General features: G+C 61.8%; 14 protein-coding genes and 1 pseudogene. 9 read left to right on the top strand and 6 right to left on the bottom strand.

Features of this window, described 5'->3' with window-relative positions:
* Nucleotides 1-25 precede the first annotated feature (25 nt).
* Genes ACQUSQ_RS00665 through ACQUSQ_RS00655 form a run of 3 tightly spaced genes read left to right on the top strand, consistent with a single transcriptional unit; the run spans nt 26 to nt 2,107 of the window.
* Nucleotides 26-1,036, top strand: a complete 1,011-nt coding sequence (locus ACQUSQ_RS00665) for a carbohydrate kinase family protein (protein ID WP_435066557.1) — start codon at nt 26-28, stop codon at nt 1,034-1,036.
* 46 nt (nt 1,037-1,082) lie between these two features.
* Nucleotides 1,083-1,505: an EamA family transporter gene (locus ACQUSQ_RS00660; RefSeq protein ID WP_435066556.1), complete on the top strand. Its 423-nt coding sequence runs from the start codon at nt 1,083-1,085 to the stop codon at nt 1,503-1,505.
* 50 nt (nt 1,506-1,555) lie between these two features.
* A complete protein-coding gene (locus ACQUSQ_RS00655) occupies nt 1,556-2,107 on the top strand; it encodes a thioredoxin family protein (RefSeq protein WP_435066555.1) in 552 nt (183 codons plus the stop codon).
* Between the two features lie 405 nt (nt 2,108-2,512).
* On the opposite strand, the gene ACQUSQ_RS00650 is transcribed toward ACQUSQ_RS00655, so the two are convergent.
* Nucleotides 2,513-3,865, bottom strand: coding sequence for a hypothetical protein (locus ACQUSQ_RS00650; protein ID WP_435066554.1), 1,353 nt, complete (start codon nt 3,863-3,865; stop codon nt 2,513-2,515).
* Nucleotides 3,866-4,145: 280 nt separating this feature from the next.
* On the opposite strand from ACQUSQ_RS00650, the gene ACQUSQ_RS00645 reads away from it, so the two are divergent.
* The 3 genes and pseudogenes from ACQUSQ_RS00645 to ACQUSQ_RS00635 form a co-directional block, all read left to right on the top strand.
* A complete protein-coding gene (locus ACQUSQ_RS00645; RefSeq protein WP_435066553.1) occupies nt 4,146-5,162 on the top strand; it encodes a HEAT repeat domain-containing protein in 1,017 nt (338 codons plus the stop codon).
* A 56-nt stretch (nt 5,163-5,218) separates the two neighbouring features.
* Nucleotides 5,219-5,827 carry a hypothetical protein gene (locus ACQUSQ_RS00640; protein WP_435066552.1) on the top strand — a complete coding sequence of 203 codons (609 nt, stop codon included), beginning with the start codon at nt 5,219-5,221 and terminating at the stop codon, nt 5,825-5,827.
* Between the two features lie 33 nt (nt 5,828-5,860).
* A pseudogene (locus ACQUSQ_RS00635) lies at nt 5,861-6,436 on the top strand (ABC transporter substrate-binding protein); the annotation flags it as partial.
* A gap of 84 nt (nt 6,437-6,520) precedes the next feature.
* On the opposite strand, the gene ACQUSQ_RS00630 reads toward ACQUSQ_RS00635, so the two are convergent.
* Nucleotides 6,521-6,949, bottom strand: a complete 429-nt coding sequence (locus ACQUSQ_RS00630) for an RNA-binding protein (RefSeq protein ID WP_435066551.1) — start codon at nt 6,947-6,949, stop codon at nt 6,521-6,523.
* Nucleotides 6,950-6,966: 17 nt separating this feature from the next.
* A complete protein-coding gene (locus ACQUSQ_RS00625; protein WP_435066550.1) occupies nt 6,967-7,161 on the bottom strand; it encodes a DUF1918 domain-containing protein in 195 nt (64 codons plus the stop codon).
* A 101-nt stretch (nt 7,162-7,262) separates the two neighbouring features.
* Here ACQUSQ_RS00625 and ACQUSQ_RS00620 point away from each other — a divergent pair, with 101 nt between their 5' ends.
* Nucleotides 7,263-7,904 (top strand): DsbA family protein, encoded by a 642-nt coding sequence (locus ACQUSQ_RS00620; RefSeq protein WP_435066549.1) that lies wholly within the window; start codon nt 7,263-7,265, stop codon nt 7,902-7,904.
* Between the two features lie 61 nt (nt 7,905-7,965).
* Here the strand turns inward: ACQUSQ_RS00620 and ACQUSQ_RS00615 are convergent, their stop codons facing one another.
* Entirely contained in the window at nt 7,966-8,307 is a 342-nt protein-coding gene (locus ACQUSQ_RS00615) for a DUF7521 family protein (RefSeq protein ID WP_435066548.1), read from the bottom strand.
* Nucleotides 8,307-8,654 (bottom strand): ArsR/SmtB family transcription factor, encoded by a 348-nt coding sequence (locus ACQUSQ_RS00610; protein ID WP_435066547.1) that lies wholly within the window; start codon nt 8,652-8,654, stop codon nt 8,307-8,309. Before ACQUSQ_RS00610 ends, ACQUSQ_RS00615 begins: the two co-directional genes overlap by 1 nt.
* Before the next feature lie 702 nt (nt 8,655-9,356).
* Between ACQUSQ_RS00610 and ACQUSQ_RS00605 the strand changes: the two genes are divergently transcribed.
* Together ACQUSQ_RS00605 and ACQUSQ_RS00600 are read left to right on the top strand one after the other, a co-directional pair.
* On the top strand, nt 9,357-10,742 hold the full coding sequence (locus tag ACQUSQ_RS00605; protein WP_435066546.1) for a COG1361 S-layer family protein: 1,386 nt from the start codon (nt 9,357-9,359) through the stop codon (nt 10,740-10,742).
* The gene (locus ACQUSQ_RS00600; RefSeq protein ID WP_435066545.1) at nt 10,742-13,225 is read left to right on the top strand and encodes an efflux RND transporter permease subunit; all 2,484 of its coding nucleotides are present in this window, start codon (nt 10,742-10,744) and stop codon (nt 13,223-13,225) included. The genes ACQUSQ_RS00605 and ACQUSQ_RS00600 overlap by 1 nt, the downstream gene beginning before the upstream one ends.
* 61 nt (nt 13,226-13,286) lie before the next feature.
* Here ACQUSQ_RS00600 and ACQUSQ_RS00595 read toward each other — a convergent pair whose 3' ends face one another.
* Complete coding sequence (locus ACQUSQ_RS00595; protein ID WP_435066544.1) at nt 13,287-13,913, bottom strand: hypothetical protein; 627 nt, start codon at nt 13,911-13,913, stop codon at nt 13,287-13,289.
* Nucleotide 13,914: the final 1 nt, after the last annotated feature.

Genomic DNA, 13,914 nt, shown 5'->3' with positions numbered 1-13,914 from the left:
CGCCCACCCCGTCTACGCCGAGGCAATGCGGTACGATGACCTCGTCGACCGACTGGCGACCCCGCTCGACCCGGTGCGCGTCGGAACCTTCCCCGACGGCAGCGTCGACGACTACTACCGGCTCCGGGACGGCGACTCGACGGTGGCCTCGCGAGAGGCGTTCGCGTCGGCGCTGACCGCGGGCCGTGATTCATTCGTCCTCACGCACGTGGCGACGGACGCGGGCGGTCAGTCGGTGAACGCGGCCCGGCAGGCGGCGGCGCTGGGCGACGACGTGACGCTCGTCGGCCATCTCGACCATCCCATCTTCGACTTCGACTTCGAGACGGTGTCGATGGGCGCGCCCGCACACGTCCGCGTCCACCTCTTCGACGCCGACGACGTGATGTTCGTCGAGGAGTCCGCCGACCTCGAAACGTGGTCGTTCGCGACCCTCGAAGGGGCGCTGGGCGAGCGCATCGACGCCTTCCTCGAACGCGACGCGCTCTGCTGTACGAACTGGGCGTCGGTGCCCGGACTCGACGCGGCGCTCGGCGATATCGCGGCCCGACGGCTCGACGGCGGCGTGTTCTGTCTCGACCCCGGCACCATCTCCGACACGCAGGCGAGCGAGATGCTCGACACAGTCGCGCGCCTCGACACCTACGAGACGGTGGTGAGCGTAAACGCCGACGAGGCGAAGCGACTCGCGGCGGCCGTCGGCCACGCTGACGACGACCCGGCGGCGCCGGCCGTACTCGACGCCGTTCGGTCGGCGGCGTCGGCGACGGGCGTCGTCGTCCACGACGTCGACGCCGCGACGGCGGTGACACCCGACGGTCGGATGTCGGTGCCGACGCTCGACACCGAGCGGACGCTGACCGAGACGGGGGCGGGCGACCGCTTCAGCGCCGGCCTCGCCCGGTCGCTCGCGGCGGGGTGGGACTGGGACCTCGCCCTCGCGATGGGCAACGCCTGTGCCGCGTACTACGTCTCGGGGCAGGGGACCGGGAGCGTGTCGGACCTTCACGACCACGTACTCGCCCACCGGCCCTGACTGCGGGAATCGAAACCCTATACTGTCGCCCGGGCGGCGTACGCCCATGAACTACGTCCAGTGGTCAATCGTTGCGCTGCTGTCGTATTCGGCCGTGGCACCGCTGGTTGGGTTCGCGACGACCGGTGACCCCAAGATTCCGAGTTTCGTCGCCGCGCTCATCACCAACGGACTTCTCATCGTCGCTACCGTCGGCGTCGTCCTCTACGAGGGGCAGTCGGTAGCGACGTATCTCGGGCATCCGAAAGCGCCGTATCTCTATCTCGCGGGCGTCTTCCTCGCCGTGGGCATCCTCGCGTACTACCGGGCGCTCTCGCTCGGCCCCGTCAGCGCCGTCGTGCCCATCTTCGGCACGTTCCTCGTCATCAGCTCCGTCGTCGGCGTTCTCTTCTTGAACGAGTCGCTGACGCTGCGCAAGGTCGCCGGCATCGGGTGTGCCATGCTCGGCATCTACCTCGTGTCGGTGTAGCCGTTGCCGCTGGCCGACAGTATTTGGGCGTCGCGGCCGTACCTGCCCGTATGGCACTCCAAGAGTCCGATTCCGAACTCGAAACGGGCGACGCAGCGCCCGACTTCGAACTCCCCGGCGTCGACGGCGAGACGTACACGCTCGATTCCTTCGACACCGACGCCTTGCTCGTCGTGTTCACCTGCAACCACTGTCCGTACGCGCAGGCGAAGTTCGACCTGCTGAACGACATCGCGGACGAAGACGACGTGACCGTCGTCGGCATCAACGCCAACGACGCCGAGGAGTATCCGGAAGACTCCGTCGAGAAGATGCAGGAGTTCGTCGAGACGGGCCGCGTCGACTACGACGCCTACCTCCGTGACGAATCGGCAGACGTCGCCCGCGCGTACGGCGCCGTCTGCACGCCCGACCCCTTCCTCTTCCGGCGCGAGGACGGCGAGTACCGCCTCGCTTACCACGCCCGCCTCGACGACGCGATGGGGCCGGACGAGGAGGCGAGCGAGTTCTACATCCGGCAGGCAATCGACGCCGTACGCGCGGACGAACCGGTCGATATCGACCCCGGCCCGTCGCGTGGCTGTGGCATCAAGTGGCCGTAGGGCGACTCCGTTTTCTCGCCGCTCGTTCGATATATCGAGATGTGATTTATCCGGCGCTCTGGGCTCGTCGGTCACTCTGCAGTCACGACACGTGCTAGCGAGACACGTTGCTGTTCGAAGACGCTTCGGCGCTGTCGTGGTTGCGGGCGGGGTCGGAACGCCACAGATGGATAGCGCGTCTGAACGCGTCCCCGTCCATCGAGGCAGTTGGCGATGCGTCGACGAGAGGCGCAGATAGCGCGTAGCCGGGGCTAAAACCGGTTCTCTTGAAGAATTAAATCGCATGTCGCGATAGCAATTCAACTGCGTGCGCAACACACGTTCGCGGGATACGACAGAGGGGCCAAGGCAGCCGTCAGAGACGACGCGGCTCGTTCGGAGCCGGATTGCCGTCGCGAAGCAGCGCTACACAAGCACGGTGATGAGGTAAACCAGGCCAGAGGCAATGATCCCAATCACCAGTCCCTCTATCCGCTCACCGTGATTCGCACGAATCGCATTAATTTTCTTTTCGAGACCATCCGTCGGATTCGCCTGTTTCTGTTTCTTCGATATGACCGTGCGGGCAACGTTGTTCATATTTTTTGCCGGGAAGTCGTATGACTGAAGCACTTCCGAGGCTAGAGAGGATCCGATTTCCACAGGAACGGGTTTATAACTCAACGTCGTCGGAGAGAGGATACCAGCAATAACGCCGCCAGCCAGTGCGTCGCCTGTCCCGGTGTCGTTTTTGATATCGAATCGCCCCAACTTTCGGTGCCAGTACTCGGTGAGAACGACATCGTTCACCTCTTGGTAATATGGCACGTTGTTGACGAAGTTGATGAGCGAGTGCCTGTTCTCCTCTTTTATGATGATTGCCTGTAGTTCGTCCGTCTCGCTGAGACTCGCCAGTGTATCCGCGTCTCGTTTGACCTCGAACGTATCGCTGTCTGATAAGTTCGTGAGCTCTGCCGTGTTCATAAATACGTAGTCGGTGACTTCGAAAGCGTCATCCAACGAGAGTCGATTTCCGTCTGCTTGAGACGGCGCAGCCGAATCGTAGCTCGTGTGTCTGTAGGTGTATTCATACCCAGGGTCGATGCTCACGCGGAGGTGGGGATTCAGTTTTTTCGCGTCCTTGAGTCGGTCTACGAAGAACTGAAACTGGTCAAAGTCAGCAAACGACGTCAGATGAACCCACTGTGCCGACGCCAAATATTCGGTGAACGGGTTGGTATCTCCGTCAGTCTCCATTGCGGCTTCTTTCTCGCGGATGTGCTCGACCAATCTGGTGTTTACTCCCGGCCCAACCCTCGCTTTCTGTCTCTTTCCGCTGCTCAACTCCAGCAGCCCCCTGCCCGGCGTGCCATCGACTTCGAAGAGCCATTCATCGTCATCGAGGTGGTCGAACTCCTCTCTCGCACGCTGATCGACGTCCGAGACGTTCGTGAAGAAGTCGACATCCCGTTCCAGTTCACCCGGAGTAGAGTATATGCCCACGTACGCCGTATTCAAATTCAGATCCTGAAGATAGGAGATGGTTTTGACCGCTAAGTACGACGACCCGCCAATCTGGGTATCGGTGAACCCCCGACTGTGATAATACTTCGAAATCGGGGTCGCCAAATCCTCTGCTGTAAACCGTGAGAGGTCTTCGTCTCCAGATTCTGGAATATTCTCCTCTGCGAGACTTTTCGAAACCTTGACGATATAATCATAATTGATTGCTCCGATCCCAATGACGTCGATTCCTTGGTCGGGAGACGGCTGCGCCATTATGACCGTTGTGTGACAGTGGGCTGTAATCAATCATTGGGGGCGTGAACGATCTTCCAAGAATTCGGTCACGGTGCTCCCGTAGAGTGCCGACGGCCCGCTGTCGAACAACGAACGTATCGGCAGCTTTCACCGTTCGTCCGGTTCGAGGGGGCGTGCCCCCTACGCGACGCCGGTGGCTAAGCGGCTATTGGATTCGAACCATCTCGCGACGCGTCTCTCACGCAACCCGTACACGAACCCACGGATTGAAGCGGCGTTGCGAACACCATACGGCTCGATGACCGACTCGGACCAGTCGCCATCGGCAGACCGCCTGACCGACTACCTCCACGAGGGCGCCCACGACGACGCGCTGGCGTGTCTCGACCGGCTCGCAACGGCCGATACCGCGGCCCGGAAGCGGGGGCTGCGGGCGGTTCGAACGGTCGCCGAGGACGGGCCGGTCGGGGTCGAGGGACTTGCCGACGCGCTCGTGCCCTTTCTCACCGCCGACGAGCGAGCAGTCGCGCTGACGGCCGCGAAGCTGTTCGTCACGCTGGCCGAATCAGAGCCGGAAACGGCCCGGCCCGCCGTCGACTCGCTCGCGGAGCGACTGGCCGACGACGCGGAGTTCTACTACGTCCGGGCGCGGTGTGCCGAGGCGCTCGGCTACGTTGCACTCGAATCTCCGGACGCCGTCAGTGACCCGGAGATACTGGCGGACCTTCGAGTCGGGCTGTCGTTCGACGAGCCGGAGGTCAAAGAGAAGTTAGCGAAGGCGCTGGCGTACGTGGCGCTTGGCGACCCGAGTCGGCTTCGGCACCACGTTTCCTCGCTGGCGGCCCATCTCGATGACGACGAGGTACTCGTTCGCTATCAGCTCTGTACGGCGCTGGTCGCAATCGGCTGTGAGTCTCCCGGGCAACTGGCCGAAGCGGTGGCCGGCCTCCGAGAGCGGGTGGACGACACGAACCCCTACGTCGGCGGGCGAGCGGCGGAAGGCCTCGCGCTGGCTGTGCGGTCGGGCGTCGACGTCGAGCCGACGCCCGACATCGACGCGGCCGAACCAGCGTCGGCGGATTCGCCGCCGTTCCTGACCGAGCGTGTGGGATTTCTCCACGAGGTGCTGGCGGCCGACGGGGAATCCGTGGCGGTGCCGGACGGCCTCGGCACTGTCGAGTCGGTTCGAGACGGGACGGCCGACGTCGTCGAAGCTATCACGGAGCCCGACGGGACCGAGTGTCCACACTGTGGGTTCGGCCTCCCAGAGGATAGCTCGCCGATATGCCCACGCTGTGGTACGCCGTGCGGATAAGTGGCGCCGGGGCGCCACTTCGGAACGGTTTTATCATTTTAGGCCAGCCTAAAATCGTGGCGAGCGATGACAGCGGTCACGAGACACCGACTCGCAGAGACTACGTCAAGTACGGCGGGGCAGTCGTCGGCGGCGGGCTGATTGCCGGGTGTGCGAGGCAGTCCGGGGCCGGGTCGACACCTGTCGAGTCGAACGCCGAGAGCGAAGCGACCGAGTCGGACACGGCGGCAGCGGACGACGGCTACTCGGTGACGATGTCACCGGTCGGCGCCGTCGAGTTCGAGGAGCCGCCAGAGACTGCAACGGTGCACGACGCGACGTGGGCCGACACTCTCGTCGGACTCGGTCACGGGGATGCCGTCCTCTCGCTCGGTCATCCGGAGCTCTACTACACCGGCTACTACGACCAACTCGATGGCGTCTCCTTCGATACGAGCGAACTGGCGGCGCTCTACAACGACGGACTCGACAAGGAGCAGTTCTACGAACTCGACGCGGACGTCCAGCATCTCGACCCCGTCAATATCGGATACAGCGGGTGGTCGGGGTGGTCGATGGACGACATCGAGGAAATCGAGCGCAACATCTCGCCGTTCTTCGCGAATCGGCTCAGCCGCGCCCACGCCGAGCCGTCGGAAGAGTTCGACGGAGAGTACGAGTTTTAAACGCTCTGGGAACTCACCGAGAAGTTCGGGCGCGTCTACCGAGAAACGGACCGGGCAGACGAACTCACGTCGATTCGTGACGGGTTGGTCACCGACATCACCGAGAAGCTCCCAGCGGCCCCCGACCGACCCTCGGTCGGACTGCTCATATTCTCCCCGGACGAAGAGTCGTTCTCACCGTACAGAATCAACGCACCGGGCTACGGGAAGGCCCAGTACCGGCCGTTCGACGTCGAGGACGCCTTCGCCGACAGCGACAAGACGTACGCCGAGAACTACGAGGGAACCTACGACATCGAGGGGCTTCTCGACGTCGACCCGGACGTCATCATTCACAACTGGGACATCGAGCCGACGGGGCGGACCCGCGCGATGCGGGATTTCTTCGCCGACGACCCCGTCGCTCAAGAACTCACCGCCGTGCAGAACGACCGCGTCTACGTCGGCGGCACGCCCACGCAAGGCCCGGTCATGAACATCTTCCAGATAGAGATGACCGCCAAACAGCTGTTTCCCGACCGGTTCGGCGAGTGGAAGGGCGTCGGGGAGCACGACTCGTCGGAACGACTGTTCGACCGCCAGCGCGTCGCAGACGTCATCAACGGCTAGCTGCGTCTTCGATAGACCGACGACTCTGGGACGAGTCTTGCTCACACGAGCGCCGCCCGCTCAGATTAGGCCGTCAAACGCGGGCTATCGCTCGGCTTCCAACGCTTCACGAGCGTTCTCGACAGCCGATTCCCGCTTGGCGGGGTAGGCCTCCACCTTTCCGCGGAGGGTGATGCCGTTGCCCTGTCGAATCTCGCCGCGGAAGGCCGCCTGCTTGTCGAGGGTGAGATAGAGCGAGCAGTCCTCAGAGACGCGTTCGTCGAGTTCGTCGAGGAACGTGTCGTAGTCGGGGAGGTCGGTCAGGCAGTCGAGCACGTACCGAACGTCGTCGGCGTTCTCCAACCGGGCCGAGAGGACGGCGATTCGGTCGCCGTGGTGGCCGGTCGTCAGTTGGCGCTCGATATCGTAGTCTTCGGGGAGGTAGGTCCGGAGCGCCGACTCGACGCGCTTCTCGTCCTCCGTGGCGTAACAGAAGGTTCGCAAATCGACGTAGTGAAAGGGGACACTCGACATGCAGGCAAAGCGTCAGATTACGCGTCGTCTTCGTCGTCGACGGCTTCGAGGGCGTCTTCCGGCACGCCCGTCTCCTGTCCGTCTTCGAAGCTGACCGTGTAGGTGGCGTCGCCGAACATGGTCTCCATCACCTGCGTAATCGACCCCGTCTCGCCGTCGTACTCGCTGTGTTTGTCGTGGAGAACGACCGTATCCTCTTTCTCGAAGCTCATGTATCGACGTTCCGCCGGCGCACATTTAAGCGCGCTGATTCCGGGGGAAACGGCGGGTGCGACACGGGCAGTATAAGTCGGCCACGACCCACGACACACCCATGGAGCGAACACGGCGGGCGTATCTCGGCGCGGCCGGGAGTCTCGGTCTCGGCCTCACGGCTGGCTGTCTCGGTGGCGGCGGGTCGGGCGGCGCAAAGGGCTGTACCATCGAGGACGAACCGGCCGTCTCGGAGTTGCCGGCGCCGACGCTCGGCCCGAGCGACGCTGGCGTGACCGTCCTCGCGTTCGAGGACTTCGCCTGCCCTCACTGCGCGACGTACAGTCTGGAGGTGTTTCCCGACGTCCGCGAAGACTACATCGAGGCCGGGACGATTCGCTACGCGTTTCACGACTTCCCGATTCCGGTCGACGAACGGTGGTCGTGGCAGGCCGCGAGCGCCGCCCGTGGTGTGCAGGACGAAGTCGACGACGAGGCGTTTTTCGAGTTCAATCACGCCCTCTTCGAGAATCAGGGCGACCTCTCGCCGGGACGCATCACGGAACTCGCGAACGACGTGGACGCCCCCGGCTGTGCCATTCAGGCCGACGCCGTCAACGAGACGTACCGGCCCGTCGTCGAGGCGGACCGCCAGCGAGCCATCGACCGCGGCGTGCAGAGAACGCCCACGATATACGTCGACGGAGAAGTCGTCTCGCCGACGTACGACGCTATCGCGAGCGCCATCGAGGATGCGCGATAAGAGAGATAGTTACTGGACGACGAACGCTGCGGGCCGCCGGTTCGACCACGAGCGGACCCGACTACGTCGACCGACTCGGGAGCGAGAGTGAGTAGATGATGAACCCCAAACCGAGTATTCTGATGACGTTTTCGGCTAAGGGAACGTGATAGGTGTAGACGATGATACTGAGATTCATTCGGAGCCCAACCGAAGCGACCGTAATTGCCAACAGCGGCGGAACGACGGTGATGAGTCCAATCCCGACCGCCAGAAACAGCATCTGTCGCCGGTCGTGCCGACGATACCCCCGATAGGCTTGGTACACGACGAACGAACCCATGGCGATAGTGACAAGCACTACCAAGAACAGAACGAAATAGAACTGCGGGACGTCAGCGAGTTCAACTTGAAGCACGACCATCAGATATCTCCCCACATGGTGGTGAATCGGTCTGCCATGGTTTCTGCCGGTACTTCTTCGAGTTCGAGGGTGAGTTCGTCATTTTCTAATTCGATGGTGATGCGTTTGATTCGCGCTTTGTAGACGCTGTAGTGATGGCCCTCCTCCCCGATTTTGGTGCGTTCTTCGAGGAGGCCACAGTCGATTAGTCGCTCGGTCCGACGGTAAATCGTCGGGAGAGAGGCATCACACTCGTCGCTGAGTTCTTTGGCGGACTTTTCGGTCGTGTTCGTCGATTTGAGGATATCACGAGCGTACTCGTCGTCGAGAAGAGCGTAAATCTCGTGCGACAGAACGCCCTCGGTCACAGATAGGGGTTCACACAGATGTAGTTAATTTGGTCGCTTGTTTTCTCGGCCAGTATATAATTATTAATAAGTATAGACCCGTGGCGTCGTAGCAGACGTGATTCCCCCGAATTCACGGGCGCTATTCGAGACTCAGAGAGGCGGCGTTGTGACCCAACACGTCACAACTCGCTATCGCAAAAGCGAGAATCCGGCCGCTATACACGTTGCAGTGGCCGTTTTACTGGGTCAGAAAAACGACGACCCAGTAAATAGGTCCCGGAACGTCTCTCTGTTCGTGACAGCGCAACACGCTCGGCCCGACTGTGGCGGTCAGGCAGTCGCTCAACGAGTCGGTCTGTGTCGGGGAGTTCGCCCCGAACGGAGTCGCCCACCAAACGAACACCCCGTGGTGACCGCCTCGGTAGCCGCACCCACATCTGCAGACACGTAGATACGATGACACAGAATACACCTCGTAACTCACAGTCGTTGGCTATCGCTCTCACCGCTGTTCTCGTCGTGGGCTTCGTCGCCGGTGCGCTTCCCGCCACGGCGACAGCTCAGACAGCATCCTCCGGAGACGTCGTCGGACACCCAGAAATTACGTTCGCAACGTCGTCTGGGTCACTTTCGGCGGGCACTACTGACGAACTCACGATTTCGGTCGTGAATCGTGGTCTAATCACCGAGCACGGTCCATCGCAGCACGAAGACGAGGTCATGACCGCGAGAGGGGTCACCTTCGACGTGGATGACGGGGATGCGCCAATCGACGTCCAAACCGGACAGGTGTCTATTGGAAACTTCCCGACCGGGAGTACGGAAAAAACAGTCTCGGTCACCGTCCCGGAAGATGCTAAACCGGGAACGTACCGACTCCCAATCGAGTACGAGTATTCACACACCCGTCACGTTCGCTACGGCCCCAGCGGACCCACCGAAGGGAGCGATTTCACACGAAGCGAAACTGGCTCGATAACGGTCCACATCGATGAAGATGCTCGGTTCGAACTCGTCGAGACGGATGCGACGACCCAAGTCGGCGACGATAGCGACGTTTCGTTCACGCTCCGAAATACTGGCTCGGACGTAGCGAGAGGCGCGAGCGTGAACGCAGAGTCGAAGAGTGGTTCCATGACGTTCGAATCCGGCGACACGTCCTCGACTGCATCTGTCGGCGACTGGGGCCCCGGCGAGAACCGAACTGTCACGTACAACGCCGCGCTCGCCTCTGGCGCCGCCGTCCGCGCGTACGCACTGGATTTGGCGGTGAACTACGACGACTCCGATGGAATTGGTCGCACGTCCGACCCACTCACGGCGACTGTCGAGTCGATTCCCGAGCAGTCGTTCGCCTTCTCTGATGTCTCCTCGTCGCTTCGAGTGGGCGAAGACGGAGTAATCACCGGCACTATCGAGAACACCGGCCCCAAAACAGTGCGCAGCGTGGCGATTCGCCCCGTCGACAACCCCGAATCTATCCTCCCGAGCGAGGATTCCACCGCTGTTGGGTCGCTTGCCCCCGGAGAGTCCAAGTCCTTCCGACTCCCCATGGAGATTACCAGTGAGGCCGAGGTCGGGGCGAAATTACTCGACACGGATATCCAGTATCGGGACGGGGACGGAGGGCGACGGACCTACGACAAACTCGACCTTTCGGCGACTATCGACCCGGCCCGGGACGAGTTCGAACTCGCCGTTTCGGACCGGACGATTACCGTGGGGAACTCACGGACCGTCACCGTCGAAGTGACGAACAACCTCGATGAAACGGTTCGCGACGTCGAAGCGCGGCTGTTTGCCGACGACCCGCTCAGCGCCGGCGCCTCGGACACCAGCTACATCGAATCACTGGAGCCCGGTGAGTCCGCGACGCTGGCGTTCGACGTGACGGCGGCATCCTCCGCGACAGCGGGGAGCACGTATCCCATCTCCTTCGACTTCCGGTACACGGATAGCGACGACAACACCCACCTCTCGGATACGCTCAGGAAGCCACTCGATGCGACGCCCCAGACCGGCGGCGGGCCGCCCATCGCGCTCATCTTGGGGTTGGGGGTAGTGCTCGTCGGCGGTGCCGCAGTCGTCTACTGGAGGCGTGACTGATGGCACTAGCTGAGAGAGTCGAAACGGCGACAGAACGCCTCAACACGACAATCGTGGATAGCCCACGGGCAGTTATTATCGCCTTTTTGCTGCTCACGGTCGTCTTCGCTGGTGGGCTCACGTCCGTCCAAGTGAACGCTGGCGGACTCGATGCGTTCACCGAGAATATGCCGGAACAGGAAGCGCTGGACGAAGCTAATCAAAACTTCGAGGACCCGTTTCAGACCGACACCGAAACCACGACACAACTCATTCGGGCAGACAGCAATGTTCTGACCAAAGAATCGCTCGTCCGTCAGTCGCAGTTTCACGAGCGCCTCGCGGCGCGTGATGATTTCCGGGTGGAGTCGGTCAGCGGCCCTGCACCGATTATTGCCCAGAGACTGAACCCCGCAGCGACGACACCCGAGGAATATACACGAACACTCGAACGTGCGAGCCAATCAGAAATCAGACAGGCTGTTCGAGAACTTGGCGAGAACTCCCGGCTAGCTGGCTCGCTATCTGATGATTTCAACCCCACCAGTGTCTCAGCATCGGGCTCAATCTCGATACTCACTCACGACTTCCCCGAGAGCTTCAGTAGCGCGGACCTGACGACCGTTCAGACAGATATCCAAGTGATTGCTGACGACCAGCCGAGCGACGTTCGCGCGTTCGGGTCGGGGACTACCAAATCGGAGATACGGCAGTCCATGTCGGACTCGCTCCTGATAGTGATGCCACTCGTGGTACTGCTGTTACTGTTCTTCTTGGTCGTGGCATACCGCGACCCGATTGACGTGGCGTTGGGGTTAGTTGCACTCGTGATGACGATTCTGTGGACGTTCGGATTCCTCGGATATGCTGGCATCCCATTTAGCCAACAGATGATATCAGTCCCAGTGTTACTGCTCGCTGTCGGGGTCGACTTCGGGATTCACATCATCAACCGCTACCGAGAGGAAACGGAGCGTGGATTCGCGGCGGTCGAGGCGATGCGAGAAGCGACCAGTCAGCTCACGGTCGCATTCATCATCGTCACTGTGACCGCCGTCTTCGGATTCGGTGCAAACGTTATCTCCGACCTCACACCGATTCGGAATTTGGGGATTGCCGCAGCAATTGGAATCATATTCACCTACCTCATATTCGGGCTGTTTTTACCCGCCGCCAAGTTGGTGAGTGATGACGTCCGGACCCGACTCGGGGTTCCGGAGTTCAACTCATCGCCGATTGCGTCGGAGGATTCAGTCCTCGGACGGGTGTTGTCGTTCCCCGCACAGGTGAGCCAGCACGCCCCAGTGGTGCTCGTGTTAGTTTTGCTCCTCTCAGGTGGCATAATGGGCGCATACGGGTCTGGTGTGGGAACATCGTTCGAAAACGAGGATTTCCTCCCACCCGAAGAGCTTCCGGCGTATATTTCGGGGTTGCCCGAACCGTTTAGTCCCGGCGAGTACACGATAACGGAGACAATCAACCTGCTCGATGACAAATTCGGTGGCGGTCAGGGTAACTCTGTGAAAATATATGCCGAAGGCAACTTCGAGGAAGACCACGCACTCGAAGCCTTGGTCGCGCCGAACGATAATCCTCCAGAGTCGCTCGCAGTAGGTCCGGGTGGACAGGCAGAGGCCCAAAGTATCGTGACCGTTATCAAATCCCACGCGGACGAGAACGAGGAGTTTGCCGCCCTCGTCAACCGAAACGACCTCGATGACGATGGGGTTCCGGAGCGAAATCTCGACCACATTTACGACGAACTGTTCGCATCGTCCGCAAGTGAACGGGCTGAACAGTACCTCACTGAAGACCGTCGTACGGCCCAACTCGAATACACGGTTGACTCAGATGCGTCACAATCTGTCGCTGCGACTGATGCAGCCGAATTCGCGGAGACCTTTCGGGTCGAGTCGACAGCGACGGGCGACGGGATAGTTCGTGCCGCAGTAATGGACCGCATCTTCCAATCGGCGCTTCAGGGACTCGTCGTCGCAATCGTCCTGACTGCCGTGTTCCTCGTGGCTGTATACGGTGTTCTAGAGCGGAAGCCGCTACTCGGCGTCGTCAATATCTTCCCGATACTGATTGCAATCGCATTCTTGCTCGGGACGATGCGATACATGGACATCACGTTGAACGCACTGACAGCGACGATTCTCTCTATCTCTGTGGGTGTCGGAATCGCGTATTCGGTCCATACGACCCACCGATTTATCGACGAATACGATGCGACGACAGGCGCACACGAAGCCATGATGGTGACGCTGACGGGAACCGGTGGTGCGCTGTTCGGGAGTATGCTGACGACCGCTCTGGGAACCGGCGCGCTCGCACTGGCCATCACCCCGATTCTCGGCAACTTCGGCGTCCTGATTGGCCTGAGTGTCACCTATTCGTTCCTGGCGGCGGTAATCGCGCTCCCTCCGGCGGTGTTGCTCTGGGAACGAATACGGCAGTTGGACCGGTATCCACTGGCGGGTCTGGGGCCAGCGATGCAGTAGCGGCTCCAGCCCCGAATTAGTGATGTGATGGCGTCGTCGACGGCGGTGCCCGATAGTCCCGCTACGTCCCCCGCCAGAGGTCGGCACCGACTATCAGCGCCGCAAGGGAGAGCGGGAGGACGATAACCAGTCCGCCCAGCGGGTCGAGCGACACGCCAGCGGCGAGGCTTCCGGCCACGAACAGGCCGGAGACGACGGGGCCGCCGGCGAGGGCGGCGCCGATTCGACGGCGCTCGTTACGGACGTAGCCGACGCCCCACGCGACGAGTCCGGGGAGCGCGAGGACGGTGCCGAGTAGTCCCAGCGCCACCCCGATGAGGACGTTCATCGTCGCGCTCACGTCGCTGGTCGCGCTCCCCTCAGTCGAGAACACGAGCATCGTCGCCAGCGTGACGATGGCGGCGCCAACGACGGCGATGGCGGCGAACCAGCGCTGCCAGCGGGCCATCCGCTCCCGGTCGCGCCAGAGGAGAGAGAGCAGACCGGCGAGCAACAGGATGGCCGCCGCGACGGCGACGACGGGTATCACCGTCCGCTCAACCCACAGCGCGCTGAACCGAGGCGGGTCGAACACGTAGGAGTCGGTCGGTCGCGGGCCGAACCAGCGCGTGGGGACCGCGGCGACCGCGACGAGGAGGCCGCCAAGCCCAGTCACGCCGCCGGCGAGCCGAATCGATGGCGTCCACACG

Origin of the sequence: Haloplanus sp. C73, assembly GCF_051195115.1 — an archaeon.
Lineage (GTDB): Archaea > Halobacteriota > Halobacteria > Halobacteriales > Haloferacaceae > Haloplanus.
The sequence above is the reverse complement of the archived record's forward strand: the minus strand, read 5'-3'. Positions and strand labels throughout refer to the sequence as shown.

What these genes read in the sequence shown, in the direction of transcription:
- ACQUSQ_RS00645 (WP_435066553.1), top strand. Translation starts at nt 4,146, where the DNA reads ATGACCGACTCGGACCAGTCGCCATCGGCAGACCGCCTGACCGACTAC.
- ACQUSQ_RS00600 (WP_435066545.1), top strand. Translation starts at nt 10,742, where the DNA reads ATGGCACTAGCTGAGAGAGTCGAAACGGCGACAGAACGCCTCAACACG.
- ACQUSQ_RS00615 (WP_435066548.1), bottom strand. Translation starts at nt 8,307, where the DNA reads ATGGTCGTGCTTCAAGTTGAACTCGCTGACGTCCCGCAGTTCTATTTC.
- ACQUSQ_RS00665 (WP_435066557.1), top strand. Translation starts at nt 26, where the DNA reads ATGCGGTACGATGACCTCGTCGACCGACTGGCGACCCCGCTCGACCCG.
- ACQUSQ_RS00630 (WP_435066551.1), bottom strand. Translation starts at nt 6,949, where the DNA reads ATGTCGAGTGTCCCCTTTCACTACGTCGATTTGCGAACCTTCTGTTAC.
- ACQUSQ_RS00625 (WP_435066550.1), bottom strand. Translation starts at nt 7,161, where the DNA reads ATGAGCTTCGAGAAAGAGGATACGGTCGTTCTCCACGACAAACACAGC.
- ACQUSQ_RS00605 (WP_435066546.1), top strand. Translation starts at nt 9,357, where the DNA reads ATGACCGCGAGAGGGGTCACCTTCGACGTGGATGACGGGGATGCGCCA.
- ACQUSQ_RS00650 (WP_435066554.1), bottom strand. Translation starts at nt 3,865, where the DNA reads ATGGCGCAGCCGTCTCCCGACCAAGGAATCGACGTCATTGGGATCGGA.
- ACQUSQ_RS00655 (WP_435066555.1), top strand. Translation starts at nt 1,556, where the DNA reads ATGGCACTCCAAGAGTCCGATTCCGAACTCGAAACGGGCGACGCAGCG.
- ACQUSQ_RS00660 (WP_435066556.1), top strand. Translation starts at nt 1,083, where the DNA reads ATGAACTACGTCCAGTGGTCAATCGTTGCGCTGCTGTCGTATTCGGCC.
- ACQUSQ_RS00620 (WP_435066549.1), top strand. Translation starts at nt 7,263, where the DNA reads ATGGAGCGAACACGGCGGGCGTATCTCGGCGCGGCCGGGAGTCTCGGT.